Raw genomic sequence first — 21041 nt, forward strand, 5'->3', positions numbered from 1 at the left:
GTAGGGAGCAGTGCAGTGCACACCGAGCACGGGCACCTCGTGTCGACATCGGCGCGGGGCCTCCGGATCACCCTCACGAACACCGCCGGCGAACTCCTGCGGGTGAGCGTCGCCGGCGAGGTGGACCTCGCCACCTCCGGCGAGCTGCGCGCGGCGCTGGACGCCGTGCTGGCCGACCTTTCCGACACCCCGGTCGAGGTGGACCTCACCGACGTGCCCTTCCTGGATTCCTCCGGCGTGCACGTCCTGCTCGACGCGCACGCCCTGGCCGCCGCCCGGGGCTGCCCGCTGGTCGTGGCCCACGTGCGACCCGTCGTCCGTCGGGTCCTGGAGATCACCGGGGTGCTCGCCCTGCTCGGGCTTTCTCCGGCTGGTCGGTGACGCTCAGCTCGCCGGTCTCCACCAGCTCGCGCGCCACGTCGACCAGCTTGACGTTGATCCGTTGGCTCGCCGTCACCAGCAGCTGGAAGGCCTGGTCGCCGGTGAGCCGGTGCCGCTCCATCAGGATGCCCTTGGCCTGGCCGATCAGGTCGCGTACGTCCAGCGCCCGGCTCAGCTGGTCCAGCCGGCGGGCGTCGGCGACCGCCACGGCGGCGTGCGCGGCGAAGAGGAGCCCGACCCGCTCCGACTCGTCGGTGAAGGCGTGCGGCTCGCATGCGTAGAGGTTGAGCGCGCCGAGGTTGTCCCGGGCGACGTAGAGCTGGAACGACAGCATGCTGCCCACGCCCAGCTCCCGCGCCCGGACGATGAACTTCGGCCAGCGCTCCTCGGTCGCCATGTCGGGCAGCCGGACGGTCCGCTCGGTGTACGCCGAGGTGAGGCAGGGGCCCTCGCGGGTCTCGTACTGCGCCCGGTCGATCCGCTGGACCACCTCGCCGGTGGCGGCCGGGGTGCTCACCCGGCGCCGCCCCTCGATCTCGGTGATCCCGGCGTGCCAGGCGCCGGGCACGGTGTCGACGGCCGCCCGCACGATGGCCCGGAGGGTGTCCTCCACCGTCCGCTCGCCCTGGAACTCGCGGGCGAGCACGGCGAGCCGGGCGGCGAGCCCGTTGCCGCCGGTCCTGTCGTCCCGGCCGGCGGAAGAGGCCGCGGCGGAACGGGTGAGTGGTTGATCGTTGGCCGGCACGGTGCCTCCTCCCCACCGCATGCGGGGGTTCCGGCACGCCACCGCCCCCGACGCGGTCACTGACGAAATCGCCGGTACCCAGGCGCGTTCGCCGTCAATCCCGTCGGTGATCAGGCCAACGACGGTCCGGCCGGACCGTGCCAGCGCACCAGCAGCACGGTGGCGTCGTCGCCCAGCTGGTTCTCCTGGTACGCGAGGATCGAGTGCACCAGGCGGCGGGCGGTCTCCGGCAGCGGCAGGTCGTCGGCCAGCGCCCGGACCGCGCAGTCGACCAGCCGGTCCACCCCGAAGGCCTCGCCGTCGGTGGAGCGCGCCTCAGTGATTCCGTCGGTGTAGAAGAGCACGTCGTCCCCCGGCTCCAGGGCCTCCTCGATCACCACCGGGGCCCGGTGCTCGCCGAGAGTGACCGGCAGCGCGGTCGGGGTGGGCAGCACGGTCGCCACCCGGCCCCGGCGCAGCACCAGGCCGCTCGGGTGCCCGGCGGAGATCACCCGCAGCCGGCCGCTGCGCTGGTCGAGTTCGGCCAGCACGCCGGTGATCAGGCCCCGCCGGTCGTGGTCGCGGACCGCGGTGTCGATGTGGTGGTAGGTGGCGATCAGGTCGTGACCGGCCCGCCGGGCGTTGCGGTACGCGGCCAGCGCGAGGCTGGCGAGGATCACCGCCCGCATTCCGCCGTGCGAGCCGTGCCCCACCGCGTCGAAGAGCGCCAGGTGGGCGAGGTCGCCGTTGACGGCGTAGTCGAAGGCGTCCCCGCCCACGTCGTAGCTGGGCTCCAGGATGCCGCTGATGGTCATGCTGCCGGTGGAGAAGCTCAGCGGCGGCAGTTGGGCGCGGAGCATCTCGGCGGCCAGCCGCATCGGTTCCCGGCGGCGTACCCGCTCCACGGTGTCGCTGTAGCTGGACCGGGTGACCACCAGCTCCGCCAGCAGCGCGCAGGCCGCCTCGAACTCAGCGACCCGGTCGGCGGGGACCGGTTCGGCGGAGACCACCTCGACCACGCCCATCCGTTCCAGCCCGTCCAGCAGTGGCACCCAGAGCCGCGCCGCCCCGGGCCCGCTGTCGGCGGCGTACGGACGCATCGTCGCGTAGGCCCGTCCGGCGAGGGTGCCGTCGACGGCCAGCGGAGCCGTGTCGGCGGGGCGGTCGTCCATCGGCAACAGCTCCCGCTGCTCGTGGTCGACCAGGTGGATGCGCATGTCGGTGGCACCGAGCTGCGCGGCCATCCGTCGGGCCAGCAGCGGCAGGTCCTCCGGACGGGCGTGGTGGGAGTGGCGCAGCAGTCCGTGCAGCGCTTCCCGCTCGGCCATCGCTCTCCTCCCGCTCTCGGCCATCCTGTAAGTGCCGGTTCCGGGTACCCCGCCGGCCGTCGCTCGAACGCTGGGCCGTCAGCTCAGGGGGAACGAGGCCCAGATGTTCTTCGTGCGGTCGGTGGCGTACCAGCCGACGTCCAGCGAGAGGGCCTCGGCGATCTGCAGGCCCCGGCCGCCGGCCCCCATCGGGCGGGTGTCGACCAGTTCCGGGATGGTGCTCAGGTCGTGGTCGGCGACGTCCAGGATGAACCGGTCCTCGGTGACCAGCAGGCGCACGATGGTCGGCGGGATGCCGTGCCGCAGCGCGTTGGTGGCCAGTTCCGTGGCGACCAGGACGATCAGCTCGGGGACCTCGTCGAGCTGCTCCCCGGCGAGCAGTTCCGCACCGGTCAGCGCCTGGTGCAGGGAGGCGCGCAGGCCGCGCAGGTCCGCCGGCCCGGACAGCTGCCACCGCCGCAGCTCGGTGGCCTGCGGCGACGGGGGTGAGGTACGCAGCTGTGCCATGATCCCGGTTTACCCTCGGTATCCGCGTCCTAAGCCGCTCTCGGCGGTGTCGTGACCCGGGCACGTGAGCCGCCGCGGGCCGCGGCTCCGGCCTGCGCGAACCCCGGCCGGTGCGCCGTTGTTCTACGCTCCTCTATGTGAGCGAGCTCATTCCGGAACCGGTTCACCCGGGACAGATCCGCACCTCCGACGCCGACCGGGAGCGGGTCGCGGCCGTGCTGCGGGCGGCGGCGGCCGAGGGCCGGCTGGACCTCAGCGAGCTGGACGAGCGACTGGGCCACGTCTACGCCGCCCGCACCTACGCCGAGCTCGAACCGCTGACCCGGGACCTCCCGGCCGCGGGATCGCCGCTGTTCGGTGTCCCGACGCCGGCGTACGCCGCCGGGGCGCCGGTGTCGCGCAGCGGCTACGCCCTGGCGGGCAAGTTCGAACGGTCCGGCCCGTGGAGCGTCGGCCCCGAGTTCACCTGTGTGGCGTTCTGGGGCGGCGGACTGGTCGACCTGCGCGAGGCGATCTTCACCGTCGGCGCGGTGCGGATCAGGGCGTACGCCCTGATGGGAGGCCTGGAGATCTGGGTGCCCGAGCGGGCCACCGTGCACGTGACCGGGGTCGGGGTGATGGGCGGCTTCGACCACCGGGCCAGCGGGCCGGGCGCGCCGGGCGCCCCGACGGTCACCGTGGGCGGGTTCGCCCTCTGGGGCGGGGTGGCGATCAAGCGCAAGCCCTCGGAGCGGGAGATCAGGCTGCGCAAGCAGGAGAAGAAGCGCAGGAAGCTGGAGGGATTCCCGCCCGGGTCCGACGACTGACGATCCGCCCGCCGCCGGACCCGGAGTCCGGTTCCGCGAGCCGCCGGACCCCGGGCTGGGCGGCCTGGCCAGCCGATCGAGCCGCCGGACGTGGGCCACCGGGCAGTGCCAACTGGCCGCCGGTTGAGATACCGTCGCGAGGTGATCGTCGAGGAGCATTGGTGGAACGGGGACGCGACGGCACGCGGGCGTCGCGACGTGTTCATCCGCAGCGATGGGCTGCGGTGGGAGGTACAGGCACAGATCGGTGGCGCGTACGGCCGGTCGAAGGTGCAGGAGTGTCCGAGTCGTACCTCGGCGAGCATCCTCGCCGGGGCGTGGCGCGGAGGCAATCCCGCCTGGCGCGAGCTGCCCCGCTGAGCGGGGGCACGTTGCCGCGGGACTGACGCAGGGCCCCGCCGGCGCACCGGTCCGCAGGTCGGATCCGCGGCGGCGGGTGTCGCGTCACCCGCTGACCCACCCCGGTCACCGTCCGTCGGGCCCCGGTCACCGTTAGGGCCGGCGCTCCCGCCGGCCCCCGGTTCGTCGAGCTGCTGCTCGGTCGGGGTCGTGCCAGCCAGTGAGATCATCACCAATGCCGTGCGGTACGGCCCGCCCCCGCTGTGCCTGCAGGTCAGCCTCTCCGCCGACCGGGTCCTGGTGGAGGTCACCGACTCGAACCCGGTGGTGCCGGTACTCGCCCGTCCGGATTTCGAGGCCCTCGGCGGGCGCGGGATGTGGTTGATCGACACTCTCGCCGCCGCCTGGGGCGCCCATCTGCAGCCTCCGGGAAAGATCGTGTGGTGCGAGGTGAGCATCGGCCCGGACCAGCACCGCCGCCCCGGCGCTCCCGGCCGTGATCAGGAGCGGTGAAACGCGCTGCAACTCGGCCCGGACGTGCTCGTAGCGGTCCGGGTGGGTCTGGTAGCGGCGGCGTTCGAGCAGCCCGTTGGCGGTGAGCGTCCTGAGGCGGATGGTCAGGATGCTGGAGGAGATCCGCAGATTCCCCTGGAACTGGTCGAACCGGGTGTAGCCGTCGAAGGCGTCGTGCAGGATCAGCAGCGTCCACCATTCGCCGACCACGCCGAGGGTCGCCGAGAGCGGGCACTCCCGGTCCTCCAGCCGGACCTTGCCTGCCATGCTCACCGGCCGACGTCGCCTCGCGCTGCCCGCCGGCCGTCGTGCGTCTTCCCTGGAGGCTGTCATGACCGACACACCCGAGATCATCAGTCGCTACTTCGCGCTCGCCGGTCAGCCGGACCGGGACGCCTACTTCGCGCTCTTCGCCGACGACGCCCTGGTCGAGGACGAGGGGAGGCAGCACCGGGGGATCGAGGCCATCCGCGCCTGGCGTGCGGAGACGCCCCTGGTGTCGTACGAGATCACCGACGTCGAGCAGACCTCGGAGGGCACGGTGGTCACCGCCACGATCAGCGGTGACTTTCCCGGCAGCCCGGTGGCCGGCCTGCGCTTCCGCTTCGAGGAGTACGACGACCGGCACATTCGCCGGCTGCGTATCGCGCCCTGACTACGAGCGGGGGCGGCATCTGTCGCCACCCGCAGAGATCCGGCGCAGGTGCCGACTCGTGGTGAGGTGCGTTGCCGTGCGCGGTGTGCCTGCGATGCGGGCCGTACGTCGGCGGGCGGGGCAGCGCTCGCTTCGGCTCAGGAGGAGACTCGTTCCGTAGCCCGGGGATCTGCTGGAGGTTGGATCGTGGACGACGTACCGGCCCACTACGCCGACGCCTGGAGCGCCGACCGCACGCGTCAGAACGCCGCCTACACGGCGCTGATGGAGGCGACGAGCGGGCCGGTGCCGTGGGCCGAACACGTCTGGGACGACCTCGTCGGCCACCTGAAGGACGCCGACAACCACAACCGGGCGATCGCCGCGCAACTGCTCTGCAACCTCGCCGCACACCACCCGTCAGCGCCGGTCCTGCGGGACCTGGACGCGCTGATGGCGGTCACGAAGGACGAGCGGTTCGTGACCGCCCGCCACGCCCTCCGGTCACTGTGGAAGATCGGGCTGGCGGGCCAGACGCAGCGCCGGGCCGTCGTGACGGCCCTCGACCGGCGGTACCGGGAAGCCGCCGACGAGAAGAACGGCACCCTGGTACGCAGTGACATCGTCGAAGGGCTGCGGCACCTGCACGACGCGGTCGGGGACCCGGACGTCGAGCAGACCGCACGCCGGTTGATCGACGCCGAGACCGACTTGAAGTACCAGCGCAAGTACCGCAGGCACTGGCGCTGACGGAGTGTGTGACGGCCGCCCGGCCGGACCGGCGGCCGCGCGGCTAAGCGGCTGAGTGGCCGTCAGGACCGGCCTCGCGGATCTCCCCGACGAGCGTGTCGAGTGCCCGCGTGCCCGGGCGGCGCAGACCACGCGGGCGCCTTCGGCGGCGAACGCGAGGGTTGGTGGAAGGTCTACGTCGCCCTTGCCGGCCCACCCCCGCTCTCGCCCGGCGGGCACCCGCGCCTGACGCCGTTCGCCGCGGTCACCGCTGATGGGACCGGAGCAGCGAGCGCAGGGTGTTGCGGCCGGCGGCCACCGCCGTCACCGGCACCAGGAAGTTCTCGGTGAACAGCTCGCTGCGGGCCAGCAGCAGCGCCACGAACCCGATGCCGAAGGCGAGGCCGGCGAGCAGGGGCTGCCCGGTTGCCTGCGTGACCAGGAGGTAGGCCAGCACACCGGTGCCGACGTCGAGGCCGCCGAGGATCCCGGTGACGATCAGCGGGGCCCACGGGCGTGCCAGCCGGGTGGCGCCTTCCTCGACCACGCGGTCGAACGCCTGGGCCACCTCCGGCTCGGAACCGGTCCACCGATCTTTCCTCACATCACGGCCTGCCCGTCACAGTTGATGGCGGCTGCGGGGTGTCTTCGGTCAGCGCGACCGGTTCCGGCAGGCAGGTCAGGTCCTACGGAGGGTCAGACCTCCATCACCCCGGCCGCTCCGGCGGGACCCAGCAGGACGGGCCGGCACCACACCCCGCGCCGGTTCCACGGAGCCGACACCGGCCGTCCCCCGAATCAGCCTTCTTCCTCGTCCTTGCCCTGCGGGCGTCGCCACCGGTCGCTGCCGCGGTCGTCGGGGCTGCGCTGCCCACCCCACGGGTCGCGGCCGGGCTCCTCGGTGTGGTCGAAGGAGGGCCGCCGGATCTGGTCCGGGTCCGGCACGTCCACCGGACGCGCCCCGGACTCGGGGGCCGGATGGTAGTCGGTCGTCTCCTGCGGCCCGTGCGCGCCCTCGGCGCTCGGCGACTCGGGCATCGGCCGCTCGCGGTGCAGCTCCTCGCGCAACGTCTGCGGCGGCTTGGTGTCGCGCTGCGGCAGGTCCCGGCCGAGGTCGGCGACGAGATGGCCGTACTTGGCGTCGAAGGCGGGGCGCTCGGAGCGGATCCGGGGCATCCGGTCGAAGTTGCGCAGCGGGGGCGGGCAGGTGGTGGCCCATTCCAGGGAGTTGCCGAAGCCCCAGGGGTCGTCCACGGACACCTTGGCTCCGTACCGCCACGACTTCCAGGCGTTCCAGATGAAGAACAGGGTGGAGACGCCGAGGATGAACGACCAGACGGTGGAGAACGTGTGCATCCAGGTGAAGCCGTCCTCCTCCAGGTAGTCCGAGTAGCGGCGGGGCATGCCCTCCGCCCCGAGCCAGTGGTGGATCAGGAACGTGCCGTGGAAGCCGAGGAACATCGTCCAGAAGTGGATCTTGCCGAGGCGTTCGTCCATGAGCCGGCCGGTCATCTTCGGCCACCAGAAGTAGAAGCCGGCGAAGAGCGCGAACACCACGGTGCCGAACACGACGTAGTGGAAGTGGGCGACCACGAAGTAGCTGTCGTGGACGTGGAAGTCCACGGGTGGGCTGGCCAGCAGCACTCCGGTCAGCCCGCCGAGCAGGAAGGTGACCAGGAAGCCGATGGAGAACAGCATCGGCGTCTCGAAGGTGAGCTGCCCCTTCCACATGCTGCCGAGCCAGTTGAAGAACTTCACCCCGGTCGGTACGGCGATCAGGAACGTGGTGGCGGCGAAGAACGGCAGCAGCACCTGGCCCGTGGTGAACATGTGGTGCGCCCAGACGATCATGGAGTAGCCGGCGATGAAGATGGTGGCGCCGACCATGCCCTTGTAGCCGAACAGCGGCTTGCGGGAGAAGACGGGGATGACCTCGGTGACAATGCCGAAGAACGGCAGCGCGATGATGTAGACCTCGGGGTGGCCGAAGAACCAGAACAGGTGCTGCCAGAGCATCGGCCCGCCGGTCTCGGGGTCGAAGACGTGGGCGTCGAGTAGCCGGTCGGCCATCAGCGCCAGCAGGGCGGCGGCGAGCAGGGGAAAGACGAAGATCACCAGCACGCTGGTGATCAGCATGTTCCAGGTGAAGATCGGCATCCGGAACATGGTCATGCCTGGGGCCCGGAGGGTGAGGATCGTGGTGATCAGGTTGACGGCGCCGAGGATCGTACCCAGCCCGGAGACGACCAGGCCGACGACCCACATGTTCGCGCCCGGTCCGGGGGAGTGCTCGGCGCTGCTCAGTGGGGTGTAGGCCGTCCAGCCGAAGTCGGCCGTACCGCTGGGCGTCAGGAATCCGCCGAGGACCATCAGCCCGCCGAAGAGGTAGAGCCAGTAGGCGAGGGCGTTGAGGCGGGGGAACGACACGTCCGGCGCGCCGATCTGGATCGGCACGATGTAGTTGGCGAACCCGAACGCCGCCGGGGTGGCGAACAGCAGCAGCATCACCGCGCCATGCGAGGTGAACAGCTGGTTGTACTGCTCGGCGGAGAGGAACTGCAGGCCGGGCCGGGCCAACTCGCCCCTGATCAGCATCGCCTGCACGCCGCCGATCACGAAGAATGCGAACGAGGAGAGCAGGTACAGCAGGCCGATCTGCTTGTGATCGGTCGTAGCCAGGAACTTGATCAGTGAAGCGCCGGGCAGCGGGCGCCGCACCGGCCCCGGGTAGCCGCCGAACGCGGTGGGGACGAGGATCGCCGGTCCATGATCTCGTGCCGGCAGCGCCGTACGCTTCGACATCTCTCCGCCTCGTGGTCGTCTCAGTGATGGGGTGACCGCCCATATGCCATCTAACCGACGGGAAGCTCGTATTTCCGGCGTACGGTAGAGGTGGTGCCAGATGACCGGCTGGTTTCGCCGGGTTGATCACCGGCGCCTTCCCGGTCGCCGCGCTGCCCTGCCGCCCGCCGCCGCGCTGGCGGGGGCACGCAGCACCGATCACTGCGAGGCGCTGGGGGCAGCGGATTCTGGCGAGCGAGGGCCGGACGCATCATGTGTGCTCCGTCGGTCCGCGAGCACGGGAGGGCACTCCTGATCACTCGTGGGCGTCCGCTGGCAGGTGAGCTGTGCCCTCGCGCCCTCGCGCCCTCGTAGCTCAGGGGATAGAGCATCGGTTTCCTCAGACGGTGCTCTGACCGTAATGACAGGTGGACTACCTGCCGCTTTCCTGTCTTCGCCTCCAGGGGGCTGGTCGCACAGGTCTGTCGCTGTGCTCGCTTGCTGGAGGTCAGCAGGAGGCCCGAAGGTCATGCCACGCCGACGAGTAGCTGCTAGAGCGGGCGCTGCCGGACTACGACGACTGTGTCATGGCCGAGGCCGCAGCCACGCTACGGCTTGCCGACCTCGACGACGACTGACAGTCCTGCGCCCAGTGGGGCGTCGGGCGGGCTTGGTCTCGGGAGCCCCTAGCCGCCCTCGCGATTGAGCCCGGGTCGAGCGGCCGAATGGTGCAGCGCTTCGGCCGCTTCGGTGCTGCTCGCATCGGTGTCCGCCGGTGTACTCTGCCGCGACATACAAGTTGATCACGGGGGTGGTCGGTGACGACCGTATCTGTCCTGGCGCGTCTGGCGCTCGTACCCCTGCTCGGCGCGGGCCTGATGGCCCCAGCGGGATCTCCCGCCGGCGCGGTGCCCACGCGGGCGGCCGAGACAACAGCGATCGCGTCCGAGCTGCACGTCAGCAACCAGTACTGCACGCCGGGCGGGGTGACCGACGGCAGCATGGAGCATCCGTTCTGCACCATCTCCGCTGCCGTCGCGGTGGTCCAGCCGGGCCAGACGGTACTGGTGCGGCCGGGCAGCTACCCGGAGACCGTGACGATCACCCGGTCCGGCTCGGCCGAGGCACCGATCACCGTCCGGGGCGTCGCCACGCCCAATGGGTACGCCCGGGTCGGCAAGTACAACATGGACCTTCCGGTCGAGGGGACGATCCTGGCGTTGAACGGTGTGCACGACGTTCGGGTCGAGGGCTTCCGGCTCCTGGGCGCCCGGGGTGCCGACGTCGTCACCGTCGCCGGTTCCAGCCGGGTGACGCTCGACGGGCTCTCCGTCGACCAGGGCAGCTCAGCGGCGGGCATCCGAATCACCGGTCCGGCCCAGGACCTGACAGTCAGCCGCACCTACGTCGACGTCGGTGACCTGCCTGGCTTGACCGTGGAACCAGGCGTTCGTGATCTGACCGTCACCGCCAGCCAGTTCGGCCGGCAGGGCATCGCCGCCACCGACGCGCCGGGCCTGACCCTTACCGGCAACACGTTCTTCAGCCTGTGCCGCGAGGCGATCGCCGTGGCCGGCGCCTCAACGGGGGCCTCGATCAAGAACAACGCCGTCCAGGACGCGGTGATCAGCGGCAGCCTCTGCGCAGGCCGGCTCCTCTCCATCTCTGCGGAATCCGTGCCGGGCACTGAGGTCGACTACAACATCATCGATCCGCGCGGTGGGCGGGCACCGTACCGGTGGGCCGGCGTCGACCACCCGGACCTCGCGTCGTTCCAGCAGGCCACCGGCCTGGCCGGGCACGACCTGGCGGCGGATCCGCAGATCCGTCCAAGCCCGTATCCGAACGGCCGCCCCTACTACGCGATGTCGATCTATTCTCCCGCCCGCGACTCGGCGGACGACTCCGCCCCGGGTGCCAGCGATCGGGACCTGCTCGGCAATCCGCATGCCGACGATCCGACGCAGCCCAACACCGGCGCCGGGACCGGCTTCCGTGACCGGGGCGCCGTCGAGTTGCAGCACGGCAAGTCCCTCGCCACCGCCACGCTCCAGCCGAAGAGCGGCGGAGGCCCGCTCGACGTGGTGGCCGGCGTGACCGCGTCGACCGGCTGGCCGACGGACGGCACCCGGGGCCGGGTCGCCTTCCGCTTCTACCCGGAAACCGTCTGGCGGGTGGGTGACGCTGCATCAGCCGAGTACACCTATCGCCGGGCCGGCCAGGCATGCGCCGGGATCCAGATCAGCTACGACGACTTCCGCAGCTATGAGAGCTACACCGAAGGCACCCGCTGCACCGTCCTCGGCTCCCGGTACACCCCGGTGCCGCCGGTTCGGCTGCTGGATACCCGCGGGGCGGTCGGTACGCCCACCACCACCCCCGTGCCGGCCAACGGCGAGGTCGTGCTCGACGTTCCGCGCATCCAGGAGGTGCTGGCCGCGGACATCACCGCGATGGTGCTCAACCTGACCGTCACGAAGCCGACGGCGTCCGGTTTCCTGCGGATCTATCCGGACGGGACGAACCTGCCCGACGTGTCCAGCGTGAACTTCGTCGCCGGTGAGACTGTGCCGAACCTAGTGACGGTGCCGATGTCGAACGGGCGGCTGCGGATCCGCCACACCGGCACCGGCACCGCGCACGTCGTCGCCGACCTCCAGGGCGTGTACGCGGCGTCCGGCTCCGGCTTCCGTCCGGTCGCGCCGGTGCGCGTGCTGGACACCCGCCAGGCCGGGTCCACCGCCTTCCCGGCCCACACGTCGCGCACCCTAGACCTGACCGGCCGCATCCCAGCGGGAGCCACCGCCGTGGTGCTGAACACCACGGTGACGAAGCCGACCGCGAGCGGGGTGCTGAAGGTCTTTCCGTACGGGACGCCGGTTCCGACGGCCTCGAACCTCAACTTCGTCGCCGGGCAGACCATCCCCAACCTGGTGGTGGCGCAGGTGGTGGACGGCCGGGTAACCGTCCACAACGCCAGCTCCGGCAGCACCCATGTGGTGGTGGACCTGTCCGGCTGGTACGGCGAGGGCGCGACCGACCTGTTCGTGCCCACCCCGCTCCAGCGCATCTACGACACCCGGGCCACCGACGGCCTCGGGGCGCCGATGGATCCGGCGGCGCAGGTGGCCGTCGGGCCCTCGGTGCTACGGACGGACTGGACGCCGCCCCGCACGACCGCGCTGGTGGCGAACCTGACCGTCACCGCGCCGACCGCGAGCGGCGTCCTCGTCGCGGGGGCCAACGGATCGCCGGTGCCGCAGGCCTCGAACGTCAACTTCGTGGCCCGCGAGACCGCCGCGAACCACATGGTGACGCAGGTCGGTGCCGACGCCCGCGTGTTCGTACGCAACAGCAGCACGGGCCGCAGCCACGTCATCATCGACCAGGCGGGCTACTTCATCGCCGGGTACTGACGTACCACGAACCGGAGCCGGCGTCCCCGCAGCCAGCGGCGGACGCCGGCTCCGCGTCGGCCGTGTCGTCATGTACCAGGCGAGTCCCGGTGCCGCCGGTACATCTTCGGCGCGGCGTCGAACCCTCATTACGCAAGCCCCTGTGCACGGGCATCGCCGTGGCCGTATACGACCGGGGCTAACTCGTGTCATCAAGGGATCTTGATGTCGACGATGTAGGCGTGGGTCGTCGCTACGAGTTGTCTGACGTCGAGTAGGAAGCCCTGTCGGGATACCTGCCGTCGGCGGTGACCGGTGGTCAGCCGCGGTCACCAATTCTGGCTATCCGGCTTGTGGGGCAATCAGGTGCCGCAGAACAGCCGCAGAGGTGTGCTGTTGAGGACTTGGGCTTGACGCCGCGACAGCGCGGCGAGTGGCAGTCAGGCAGGATCGGTCCGTGACGAGGCGACCTGATCCGGCTGTTCTGTTTCCCGACGTGGCAGCCTCGCTGCCGCTTTGCAGGCTGTGGCGGTCGAGCAAGGGCCTTCGTTCCCAACGACAAGCTCGGCATCCGATCTGCTGATCGAGGCCGCATACGCCGAGCCGAAGCTACGAAGGTTGTACCCGTACACCAGCCACTGGTCCCTGAACTTCTCCGCCAGCACTCTCCTGCCGCACGTCAGCCCGTCGAGGGGCGGGAGCTACGACGTGGTGTCGCCCCGCGGGGTTACGAGACGACCCATAGCTTGCAGACCAACTCCACAAGGGATTACATCGATGTAACGGCGGCCACGGACAAGACGCCTGTTGGTGCGGGAGGGCCGGCGCTCCGGTCTTCTGGCCCGGGGCGGTGCTCAGCCAACGAACGATGTACCGCCCGGGCATAAGAAGGCGGCGAAGACACGAAGCGGACGGCATTGCGCACCTCCGGTGGATGGCACGGCCCCGACGACATGATCAAAGGGGGCGCTGGCACACGCGAAGTACCGTCCGCGGTCACCGACAGGAAGAAAGCGCCGGCGCCGCATCCTCGACGCGGCGGACCCAAGAGGCATTCGGGCAGATCGTGCGTCTGTCAACCGGTTCCTCCAGCACACGAACTAGGGCTTACCCCCACCCACCTAGCCCGCCTCGCCGTGCGTCGCTCGTGACGGTTCCAGCACGGGGCTAGACGTGGGAGCCGCAGCGACCAGCTTGCCCAACAGACAATCGTTCCATATAGGATCTCAGGAGCTGTCGATCATGGTCGGAGACATGGCGGCCAGCGTTCTAGACTGCCTGGATCCGAGAGCAATCGCCCGCCCCGCAGGATGCAGGTCGATCGATGACCCCATTCGCCAGCGGTTTCCCTCCTGGTACGAGGATGCTGATGCCTGAGTCTTTCCCTCTTGACACGCGCGCCGCCCATCGGGCAAGCGATCCGTACGGCGAACCTCCCGCTCGTGATGGGTACACGGCCAGTGGCGTGGGGCCTCGTCTGATGTGGCTATCGGTGCTTCCTGCCGCCGTCGTCGCGTTGCTCGGGGCCGCCGCCGTCTTTTTCGTGCTCGTCGTGTCCGGGGAAGCGGTCACGGCCAGGATAGGTGTGGTTCTGGTCCTGGCATGGATCGTCGCCGTGGTGGTCGTCGCCGTCGCCGCCAACCGAGCCAATGCGATCGACCGCCTGATCGTCGCCAAGATCGGCGCCCTGCGGTCCTCGACCATTCAGCGCCGGGCTGAGGTGCAGCAGCTGATCGAGCGGTTGCGCCGTGGCGACCGACTCGAGTCACCCGCGAAGTTCGTGCCCGGCCGGCTAGACGATGGGTTCGCGGTTCTACAGCGCGAACTGGACGAGGCCCTGCATGCTGCCCAGGTTGCCGTCGTCGAGGCATCAGCCGTGGCGCCGGCGCCACCCGTGCCCAACTCCGGCTACCAGGTGGAGGTCTTCGTCAACCTTGCCCGACGGCTACAGTCCCTGGTGCATCGGGAGATCCAGTTGCTCGACGACCTGGAAAACCAGGTCGAGGATCCGGATCTACTGAAGGGCCTGTTCCAGGTCGACCACCTTGCCACACGTATCCGCAGACACGCGGAAAACCTCGCAGTCCTGGGTGGCGCGGTTTCTCGGCGGCAGTGGAGCAGGCCGGTGGCTCTGACCGAGGTGTTGCGGTCGGCTATGGCCGAGGTTCAGCAGTATTCCCGGGTCAAGCTGGTCCCACCAATCGAGGGCACGCTGGGTGGCCACGCTGTCGCCGACGTCATTCACCTGGTCGCTGAGCTCGTTGAGAATGCCACCAACTTCTCCGCCCCGCATACCCAGGTGCTGCTGCGTGCCCAGGCCGTGACGGCCGGTATCGCAGTAGAGGTTGAGGACCGGGGCCTGGGTATTCCGCTCGCCGACCAGGACCGGGTGAACCATCTCTTGGTCGACCCAACCGGGGTTGACGTTGGCGAGCTGCTGCGCGACGGCCGCATCGGGCTGTTCGTCGTCGGGGCCATCGCCCGTCGGCACGGCATCACGGTGCGGTTGCAAACCAACATCTACGGCGGGACCCAGGCGGTGCTCATTCTGCCCCCCGGGTTGCTCGGTTCGCCGCCGCAGAGGCGTGAGTCCTGGCACGAGACGCAGCCGCAGCCGCTGGTCCAATCGTCCCGCCACGAGCCACCACGCGCAGTGGCCGCGACTGCCTCGGCCCGACCGCCGGCGTACTCGCCGGCCCCTGCCCAACTGCCGGCTCACGACCGGACTCCCATGGGCAGTCAGGGCATTGAGCAACCGGCACCGCCAGCTGCGGCGTGGGACTACGCGCACTCTCCCACGGACTCCGCTGCGGCGTCGTCCGCAGCTAGCGGGTACGCCCGATACGCCGCGGGCACGCCGGCAGAGGAGGCCGCAGCCGTGCCGCCGGCTACAGCTCAGGCTGCAGCCGGCGGCACGGCTACAGCTCAGGCTGCAGCCGGCGGCACGGCTACAGCTCAGGCCGCTGACGGCAACGTCCGTCCGCGACTGCCGCACCGGAAACCGCAGACACATCTGGCCCCGCAGCTACAAGGCGCTCCCACTGCCTCTGTCTCGAAGGAGCAGGTGGCTGAACACAACCCCACCCTGATGGCTACGTTCACGCGGGCCTTCAGTCGGGGCGAAGCCGGATCCGGCGGGAATGACGGCTCCGAAAGCCGTCCAGGCGGCATCAGCTGACCCCGCGTCACCGTTAAGGAGGTTACCTATCATGCGGAGCAATGCGCCCGTTGAACGATCGCAGGATCTCGTGTGGCTGCTGTCCGGGCTGGCCGAGCGGGTCCCCCACACCCGCAGTGCTTTGCTGTTGTCCTCGGACGGCCTACCGATGGCCGCCCACGGGCTGGATCGGGCCGGCGCGGACCACCTGGCGGCAATCGCCTCCGGGCTGTTCTCCCTCGCTCGCAGCGCTGGAGGTAGTTTCGGTGGCGGTAACGGAGTTCGTCAGGTGGTGGCGGAACTCGATGACAGCCTGCTGTTCGTCACGGCGGCCGGCTCCAATGCCGTCCTGGCGGTGCTCGCAGGCCGTGAGGCTGACGTCGGCGTACTCGGGTATGAGATGTCGCAAATGGTGAAGAGCGTACGGCCATTCCTGGCCACGCCGACCCGTCCGGGGACCGCCAGTTCTGACGACACTATCCGGTGACCATGGTGGGTCCGGAGAACGAACACTTCCTCGACGACGACGCGGGGCGCCTGGTGCGCCCCTACACGGTCAGCAACGGGCGCACCCGGCCGAGCAAGCACATGGAGTTGCTGTCCTGGGTGGTGGCGACCGGCCGGGTTCCTCGGGGACACCTGGAGCCGGACCATGCCCGGGCGCTTCGCCTCTGCAGCGACCCGACCACGGTCGCCGAAATCTCGGCACACCTGAAACTGCCCGCTGCTATCACGAAGGTGGTGCTTTCCGACTTGGTCGATTGCGGCGCGCTGAGCACCCGAGCTCCCAGCCCTATCGCCGACCCCACTGATCGATCCGTATTGGAGGCGGTTCTCCATGGCCTACAACGACGACTCTGAACTGTCTCCGGTGTTCCCGACCGCACTCAAGATCCTCATCGCCGGTGGATTCGGTGTCGGCAAGACAACGTTCGTCGGCGCGGTGAGCGAGATCCGGCCGTTGCGCACGGAGGAGATCATCACCACCGCCAGCGTGGGCACCGACAGCCTGACGGGGGTGGAGAACAAGTCCACCACCACCGTGGCGCTGGACTTCGGCCGCATCACGGTCGATCCCCGCTACATCCTGTACGTGTTCGGCACACCCGGACAGGATCGCTTCTGGTTCATGTGGGACGAGTTGTCCGCCGGAGCCCTCGGGGCTGTCGTCCTCGCCGACACCCGCCGCCTACAAGACTCCTTCGCAGCCATCGACTTCTTCGAAGCCCGCGGCATCGATTTCCTGGTCGCCGTCAACCAATTCGACGGCTCGTTCCACTACACCCCTGAGGAGGTACGGGCCGCCCTCGAGCTCAAACCCGATGTGCCGATCGTCATGTGCGACGCCCGTAACAGTCGCTCCGCGACCGCAGTGCTGATCGCCCTGCTTCAGCACCTACTCGGCACTTCCCGAAACCGCTCGGCGTGAAACACCTCGGACCTACACCAGAGATGGAGCCAGACATGATCTACGAATCCCCGGCCTACCAGTCACTGACGCCGACGGATCAGGAAGCGCCGCAACGTGTGCAGCGGCTGCGCGAACTCGGCCTAGGGGAAAGCCCGGACCCAGAGTTCGACGATTTCGCCCAAAAACTTGCAGAGATCACCGGGGCTCCCTACGCGATGGTGAACTTCATCAGCGAGGACCGCCAGTACTTCGCCGGCCTCTACACCGGCCCGGCTGGGCAGACCAACACCACGCCTGAGGTCGCGGCGGCCGCGCAGCCGGGCCGGGTGATGTCACGAGACCACGGCTACTGCCCACACGTCGTGGTCCGGCGCAAGGCGCTGGTACTCGACGACGTGTGCGACTACCCGCGGTTCGCCGGCAACCCGGTCGTCGACGAGATCGGCATCCGCTCCTACCTCGGCGCACCACTGATCGACGAGACCGGCATGGCCCTCGGCACGATCTGCGTCGTGGACACCGAGCCGCGCCCGTGGGGTCGGCAGGGACTGGAGACCATCAAGGCTCTGGCCGCCGAGCTGACGGATCGGATCAACCAGCGCAGCCGGCGGTAGGACGAAGTCAGGAAGTGGCCGCCGCTTCCAGCAGAGGGGCGGCGAGCCGCTCCGACCACTGCCCCTTGGACGTGCCCAGTGCCACCTCCCCGAGTCGGAGCAGTTGGACGTCGGAGGTGCCGGCTGGAGCGAAGATGTGGTGCGCATCGCGGACATACCGCTCCACCGGCCGATCGGGGTAGAGCCCGCAGGCGGCGTGCACTTCCATCGCGTTACGCGCCGAGTCGAGGGCGTACTCGACGTTGATGAGCTTGGCGTTCATCAACTCCGCGTCGCAGGGCAGGCCTTGGTCCAGCAAGTGCACCGCGTGATAAGCGGCCAGCCGGCCGGTCATCAGCCGGGACTGCATCTGCCCGACCTTGAGCTTGATTGGGAGGAGATCAGCCAACGGCTTGCCGTAGCGGTGCTGCTCGGTGACGTATGCCGAGGTTTCCTCAAGTAGGGCCTGATGGATCCCGAGGGAGACAGCCGTCAAGTTCGGGCGGCCGTACAGGATGCTGGAGGAGTAGGCGATTGCCAAGCCGTCGCCCTCCTCGCCGAGCAGGTTCGCTGCAGGCACGCGGCAGTCCTCGAAGACGAGTTCGCCGAAGCTGAAGCCGTGCAGGCCCATGGCGGCGCGATGCGGACCGAGCGAGAAGCCCGAACGGTCCGACTCGACCAAGAACGCCGACAGCCCTCGCGAACCCGGGCCGGTGCGGACCACCACTCCGTGCAGGTCACCGACGTGACTGTTACCGACGAACACCTTCCGGCCGTTCAGAATGTATTCATCGCCGTCACGTACCGCCGTGGCCTCCATGCCGAGGACATGGCCACCGGACTGCGGCTCGGTGACCGCGATGGTGGGTAGGCACGTCCCGTCGGCGATGGCCGGTAGCCACTGCCTCTTCTGACTGTCGTTGCCGAAGTGCATGATCTTTGCCACGCCCAGCTGGCTGGCCTGCACCATGGCGCCCATCGCACCGCTGACCCGCGACAGCTCCTCGATGATGATCGTCTTCGCGAGGTGCCCCAGGCCCATCCCGCCGTAGTCCGGGCTGATCGTGACACCGATCCAGCCCTGGCGGGCGATCAACCGCGACAGTTCATGCTGAACCGAGCGAGACGCTTCCATCTCCGGGATCCGAGGACGCACCTCGGCCTCCGCGAACCGCCGCACTTCTTCCCGTAGACGCTCGTGACGTTTCGTGGCGAAGTAGCTTTCCATGTGCAGATCCCCTCATGAGTCGCCTGCCGACCTGCCGGATCCGGTTGAATCCGGCCGGGCCGCGAACGTTCTGGTCGTCGCCGTCGTACGCATCGTCGGGATCCCCGTTGATGCGCCAGCGGTTTGACGGGTCGACTCGGGCTCGGCTGCGCCACTGAGCTGGTCGCACGCCAATCACCACCGCCGTTGCGGCTACTGAACGGTCCGGTGGGTTCATGTGGAAGACCCATGGCGAGGCCACGTGCGGAGGTCCGGCGGCCTTGCGGCACCAGTCCCTCGGGCGGATTGCCGGGCGCGGGAAGCGAGCCGGTCGGGGCGGCCTCGTGCGTGCCGGTTCCTAACGGCGCCCATGGCGTCGGCGCCGCTCACCATCGCGACCACAGGGACTGGGCACCGACTCGTTCGATCGAACTCTGACCAGGGTTGACGACGATGCGGCGACCAGGAAAAGCCCGCTGTCTCATCCGCTCCGCCTCCCACAGGTTCGCCATGATCGTAACCGCATAGATCCACAAGGGCACCCTCCTATCAGCACATGAGACGCTGAGCCTCCGGTCAGTCCAAACTCGACGGCGGGGACCCGGTTGGCCTGCAGTCCGGCGCCGATGCCGGACGGCTTCGGGTGTGTCCCGGCGCCGGTCAACTCGACTCGGCGCACGGTGCCATCGAAGCCGTCCCGCCTCGCGGTGCCTGCCGTGGTCGCGATGACCCCCGAAGCCTCGTCTCATCTCCTGGGAAGAGCAGCTGGTAGGCCGGACGATGTTCGGGAAGCGGCATCCTCAGCCGGCGCGGGCGGCGAGGGCGGCGGTGGGTGTGTGTCATTTGCGGGTGGACCGCGCGGTTGGTCCACAGGCGCTCGTTGGCGCGAGCCGCCCAGTACTTCTTCGCACCGCGTCGAGCAGACCTCTCGGCTGATCCTGCATCGGCTCGCCGGAGGCGTTCACCAAGGTGCCGCAGTGACCCGTAGCGGGCCAAGCCGCAGGAGACCCTCTCTCGTTCCGCCGGAGCCAACGACGATGCGCCCGCCGGCGGGGCGGCAGGCGCGACCGAGGGCGAACACAGGCCTCTGCCACGCAAGTCCGCCCCTGACACGCCAGCGTTCATTGCAACAGGCCCCGCCCCCAATCCAGCCACCCATCGGACTTCACTCCAAGATCCCTAACCCCCCTAACGTCAAACGCCACCCTGCCCCAACCTGGCCGGATAGGGCTGGGGCTCAACCCCGATGTCCGATACCGCCGCTTCGGCCTACGGTCGATCCCGGGTCCGGGCGAGGTTGTCTGAGACCACGTCCGAACAACATCCATCGAGGAGGCCGGCATCATGAGTGAAAGCGCCAGCACAAATTCGACCGACGACGTGAACTCGACCTCTGCTGCCGACTGGACCGGCAGCACGCAGGCAACCGCCGATACGAGCGCGACCGCCGACATTGATTCCACCGCCAGCGCGGGGTCGGCCGCCGACATGGGCGCAGCCGCTGACATGGTGTCGCCGCAGAACCTGCATGACTTCGTATTCGGCCTGCTCACGAACGCCGACGCCCGAGCGGCGTACGAGACGGACCCGCAAGGCGCGCTGGACAAGGCGGGCCTCAACGACGTGACCCCGGCCGACGTGCAGGACATCCATCCGCTGGTCGCCGACTACGTTCCTGCACACGGCATCACGTCCATGCTGTCTGGAGACAGCCTCGGCGTCAGCGTCAGCGTCAGCGCCGGCGCCACGGTCGACGGACTCGGGCTCAGCGGCGCGACCGGCAGCCTCGGCGGACTCGACCTCGACGGCGTGGCTGGTGATCTCGGCGGCGCTGCGTACGGTGCCACCGGTCTGGTCGGCGGCGTGGCTGGTGATCTCGGCGGCGCTGCGTACGGTGCCACCGGTCTGGTCGGCGGCGTGGCTGGTGATCTCGGCGGCGCTGCGTACGGTGCCACCGGTCTGGTCGGCGGCGTGGCTGGTGATCTCGGCGGCGCTGCGTACGGTGCCACCGGTCTGGTCGGCGGCGTGGCTGGTGATCTCGGCGGCGCCGCGTACGGTGCCACCGGCCTCGTCGGCGACGTGACCGGCGACCTCGGCGGCACCCTGAACACCCTCAACAGCACCAGCGGCGGACTCGGCGTCGGCGGCGTCTCCGGCGACCTCGGCGGCACCGTGCAGGCCGTCGGCAGCGTCACGGGTGACGTCGGCGTGCACGGGGACGCGTATGCCGGCGCGGACGGTGATCTTCTGGGGGGCCTCACCGGCCTGCTCTGAGCTGAAGGTTCCTTGCTCAATGCGGAGGCCGGGGAGGTGCCCGTTTGCGGGGTCTCCGGCCTCCGTGCTGTCTATCCACCGCTGATTTCCGACGGCGCGTGTACGTTGTGGAACCCGACGGACTTGTTGAGGCGGGGCGCGGTCCCCGGTCAGATGGCTCGTCTGGTTCGGGCAGGGGCCCGGCGTCGCCTGCTAGGTGTTCTGTCCATGGACGTTGGTGACGTGACCGGGCCACGGCGCGGTGGAGATGCTCATGCGCCGC

Annotated in this window: 20 protein-coding genes; 13 read left to right on the plus strand and 7 right to left on the minus strand. The window is 69.6% G+C overall.

Going from position 1 to position 21041, the window contains the following annotated elements; all coding sequences use genetic code 11:
- Window positions 1-15: 15 nt before the first annotated feature.
- Window positions 16-381 (plus strand): STAS domain-containing protein, encoded by a 366-nt coding sequence (locus V6U88_RS12215; protein ID WP_334452525.1) that lies wholly within the window; start codon window positions 16-18, stop codon window positions 379-381.
- Here V6U88_RS12215 and V6U88_RS12220 read toward each other — a convergent pair.
- The 3 genes from V6U88_RS12220 to V6U88_RS12230 form a co-directional block, all read right to left on the minus strand.
- Entirely contained in the window at window positions 335-1126 is a 792-nt protein-coding gene (locus V6U88_RS12220; RefSeq protein ID WP_334452527.1) for a GAF and ANTAR domain-containing protein, read from the minus strand. The genes V6U88_RS12215 and V6U88_RS12220 overlap by 47 nt on opposite strands.
- A 110-nt stretch (window positions 1127-1236) precedes the next feature.
- Window positions 1237-2433: a PP2C family protein-serine/threonine phosphatase gene (locus tag V6U88_RS12225; protein WP_334452529.1), complete on the minus strand. Its 1197-nt coding sequence runs from the start codon at window positions 2431-2433 to the stop codon at window positions 1237-1239.
- A 78-nt stretch (window positions 2434-2511) separates the two neighbouring features.
- Window positions 2512-2940: an ATP-binding protein gene (locus V6U88_RS12230; protein WP_334452530.1), complete on the minus strand. Its 429-nt coding sequence runs from the start codon at window positions 2938-2940 to the stop codon at window positions 2512-2514.
- Window positions 2941-3077: 137 nt separating this feature from the next.
- Here V6U88_RS12230 and V6U88_RS12235 point away from each other — a divergent pair, with 137 nt between their 5' ends.
- Together V6U88_RS12235 and V6U88_RS12240 are read left to right on the plus strand one after the other, a co-directional pair.
- Window positions 3078-3746, plus strand: a complete 669-nt coding sequence (locus V6U88_RS12235; RefSeq protein ID WP_334452533.1) for a DUF1707 SHOCT-like domain-containing protein — start codon at window positions 3078-3080, stop codon at window positions 3744-3746.
- A gap of 141 nt (window positions 3747-3887) precedes the next feature.
- The gene (locus V6U88_RS12240) at window positions 3888-4106 is read left to right on the plus strand and encodes a hypothetical protein (protein ID WP_334452534.1); all 219 of its coding nucleotides are present in this window, start codon (window positions 3888-3890) and stop codon (window positions 4104-4106) included.
- 132 nt (window positions 4107-4238) lie between these two features.
- Here the strand turns inward: V6U88_RS12240 and V6U88_RS12245 are convergent, their stop codons facing one another.
- The gene (locus V6U88_RS12245) at window positions 4239-4865 is read right to left on the minus strand and encodes a winged helix-turn-helix transcriptional regulator (RefSeq protein WP_334452535.1); all 627 of its coding nucleotides are present in this window, start codon (window positions 4863-4865) and stop codon (window positions 4239-4241) included.
- A 64-nt stretch (window positions 4866-4929) separates the two neighbouring features.
- Here V6U88_RS12245 and V6U88_RS12250 point away from each other — a divergent pair, with 64 nt between their 5' ends.
- Together V6U88_RS12250 and V6U88_RS12255 are read left to right on the plus strand one after the other, a co-directional pair.
- On the plus strand, window positions 4930-5253 hold the full coding sequence (locus V6U88_RS12250; RefSeq protein WP_334452536.1) for a nuclear transport factor 2 family protein: 324 nt from the start codon (window positions 4930-4932) through the stop codon (window positions 5251-5253).
- A gap of 186 nt (window positions 5254-5439) precedes the next feature.
- Window positions 5440-5982, plus strand: coding sequence for a hypothetical protein (locus V6U88_RS12255; RefSeq protein ID WP_334452537.1), 543 nt, complete (start codon window positions 5440-5442; stop codon window positions 5980-5982).
- A gap of 244 nt (window positions 5983-6226) precedes the next feature.
- Here V6U88_RS12255 and V6U88_RS12260 read toward each other — a convergent pair whose 3' ends face one another.
- Both V6U88_RS12260 and ctaD read right to left on the minus strand, forming a co-directional pair.
- A complete protein-coding gene (locus V6U88_RS12260; protein WP_334452538.1) occupies window positions 6227-6565 on the minus strand; it encodes a formate/nitrite transporter family protein in 339 nt (112 codons plus the stop codon).
- A 194-nt stretch (window positions 6566-6759) separates the two neighbouring features.
- Complete coding sequence (gene ctaD, locus V6U88_RS12265) at window positions 6760-8763, minus strand: aa3-type cytochrome oxidase subunit I (RefSeq protein WP_334452539.1); 2004 nt, start codon at window positions 8761-8763, stop codon at window positions 6760-6762.
- Window positions 8764-9560: 797 nt separating this feature from the next.
- On the opposite strand from ctaD, the gene V6U88_RS12270 reads away from it, so the two are divergent.
- From V6U88_RS12270 to V6U88_RS12295, 7 genes are all read left to right on the plus strand, one after another.
- On the plus strand, window positions 9561-12158 hold the full coding sequence (locus V6U88_RS12270; RefSeq protein ID WP_334452541.1) for a hypothetical protein: 2598 nt from the start codon (window positions 9561-9563) through the stop codon (window positions 12156-12158).
- A gap of 504 nt (window positions 12159-12662) precedes the next feature.
- Window positions 12663-12920 carry a DUF6193 family natural product biosynthesis protein gene (locus V6U88_RS30265; RefSeq protein WP_442934618.1) on the plus strand — a complete coding sequence of 86 codons (258 nt, stop codon included), beginning with the start codon at window positions 12663-12665 and terminating at the stop codon, window positions 12918-12920.
- A 709-nt stretch (window positions 12921-13629) separates the two neighbouring features.
- A complete protein-coding gene (locus V6U88_RS12275) occupies window positions 13630-15315 on the plus strand; it encodes a sensor histidine kinase (protein ID WP_334452543.1) in 1686 nt (561 codons plus the stop codon).
- 31 nt (window positions 15316-15346) lie between these two features.
- Window positions 15347-15781, plus strand: a complete 435-nt coding sequence (locus tag V6U88_RS12280) for a roadblock/LC7 domain-containing protein (protein ID WP_334452544.1) — start codon at window positions 15347-15349, stop codon at window positions 15779-15781.
- A gap of 2 nt (window positions 15782-15783) precedes the next feature.
- Window positions 15784-16155 (plus strand): DUF742 domain-containing protein, encoded by a 372-nt coding sequence (locus tag V6U88_RS12285; RefSeq protein WP_334452546.1) that lies wholly within the window; start codon window positions 15784-15786, stop codon window positions 16153-16155.
- Window positions 16133-16723 (plus strand): GTP-binding protein, encoded by a 591-nt coding sequence (locus tag V6U88_RS12290; RefSeq protein ID WP_334452547.1) that lies wholly within the window; start codon window positions 16133-16135, stop codon window positions 16721-16723. Before V6U88_RS12285 ends, V6U88_RS12290 begins: the two co-directional genes overlap by 23 nt.
- A gap of 35 nt (window positions 16724-16758) precedes the next feature.
- Window positions 16759-17319, plus strand: coding sequence for a GAF domain-containing protein (locus tag V6U88_RS12295; RefSeq protein WP_334452548.1), 561 nt, complete (start codon window positions 16759-16761; stop codon window positions 17317-17319).
- 7 nt (window positions 17320-17326) lie between these two features.
- Here V6U88_RS12295 and V6U88_RS12300 read toward each other — a convergent pair whose 3' ends face one another.
- On the minus strand, window positions 17327-18526 hold the full coding sequence (locus V6U88_RS12300) for an acyl-CoA dehydrogenase family protein (RefSeq protein ID WP_334452550.1): 1200 nt from the start codon (window positions 18524-18526) through the stop codon (window positions 17327-17329).
- Window positions 18527-19849: 1323 nt separating this feature from the next.
- On the opposite strand from V6U88_RS12300, the gene V6U88_RS12305 reads away from it, so the two are divergent.
- Window positions 19850-20779 (plus strand): IniB N-terminal domain-containing protein, encoded by a 930-nt coding sequence (locus tag V6U88_RS12305; RefSeq protein WP_334452551.1) that lies wholly within the window; start codon window positions 19850-19852, stop codon window positions 20777-20779.
- The last annotated feature ends 262 nt before the right edge of the window (window positions 20780-21041 follow it).

Source organism: Micromonospora sp. CPCC 205739, assembly GCF_036906795.1.
Taxonomy (GTDB): domain Bacteria; phylum Actinomycetota; class Actinomycetes; order Mycobacteriales; family Micromonosporaceae; genus Micromonospora.

Excerpts from the sequence above, each read along its gene's own strand:
- V6U88_RS12295 (WP_334452548.1), top strand. The coding sequence starts at position 16,759 with ATGATCTACGAATCCCCGGCCTACCAGTCACTGACGCCGACGGATCAG.
- ctaD (WP_334452539.1), bottom strand. The coding sequence starts at position 8,763 with ATGTCGAAGCGTACGGCGCTGCCGGCACGAGATCATGGACCGGCGATC.
- V6U88_RS12305 (WP_334452551.1), top strand. The coding sequence starts at position 19,850 with ATGAGTGAAAGCGCCAGCACAAATTCGACCGACGACGTGAACTCGACC.
- V6U88_RS12245 (WP_334452535.1), bottom strand. The coding sequence starts at position 4,865 with ATGGCAGGCAAGGTCCGGCTGGAGGACCGGGAGTGCCCGCTCTCGGCG.
- V6U88_RS12285 (WP_334452546.1), top strand. The coding sequence starts at position 15,784 with ATGGTGGGTCCGGAGAACGAACACTTCCTCGACGACGACGCGGGGCGC.
- V6U88_RS12300 (WP_334452550.1), bottom strand. The coding sequence starts at position 18,526 with ATGGAAAGCTACTTCGCCACGAAACGTCACGAGCGTCTACGGGAAGAA.
- V6U88_RS12250 (WP_334452536.1), top strand. The coding sequence starts at position 4,930 with ATGACCGACACACCCGAGATCATCAGTCGCTACTTCGCGCTCGCCGGT.
- V6U88_RS12290 (WP_334452547.1), top strand. The coding sequence starts at position 16,133 with ATGGCCTACAACGACGACTCTGAACTGTCTCCGGTGTTCCCGACCGCA.
- V6U88_RS12230 (WP_334452530.1), bottom strand. The coding sequence starts at position 2,940 with ATGGCACAGCTGCGTACCTCACCCCCGTCGCCGCAGGCCACCGAGCTG.
- V6U88_RS12280 (WP_334452544.1), top strand. The coding sequence starts at position 15,347 with ATGCGGAGCAATGCGCCCGTTGAACGATCGCAGGATCTCGTGTGGCTG.
- V6U88_RS12225 (WP_334452529.1), bottom strand. The coding sequence starts at position 2,433 with ATGGCCGAGCGGGAAGCGCTGCACGGACTGCTGCGCCACTCCCACCAC.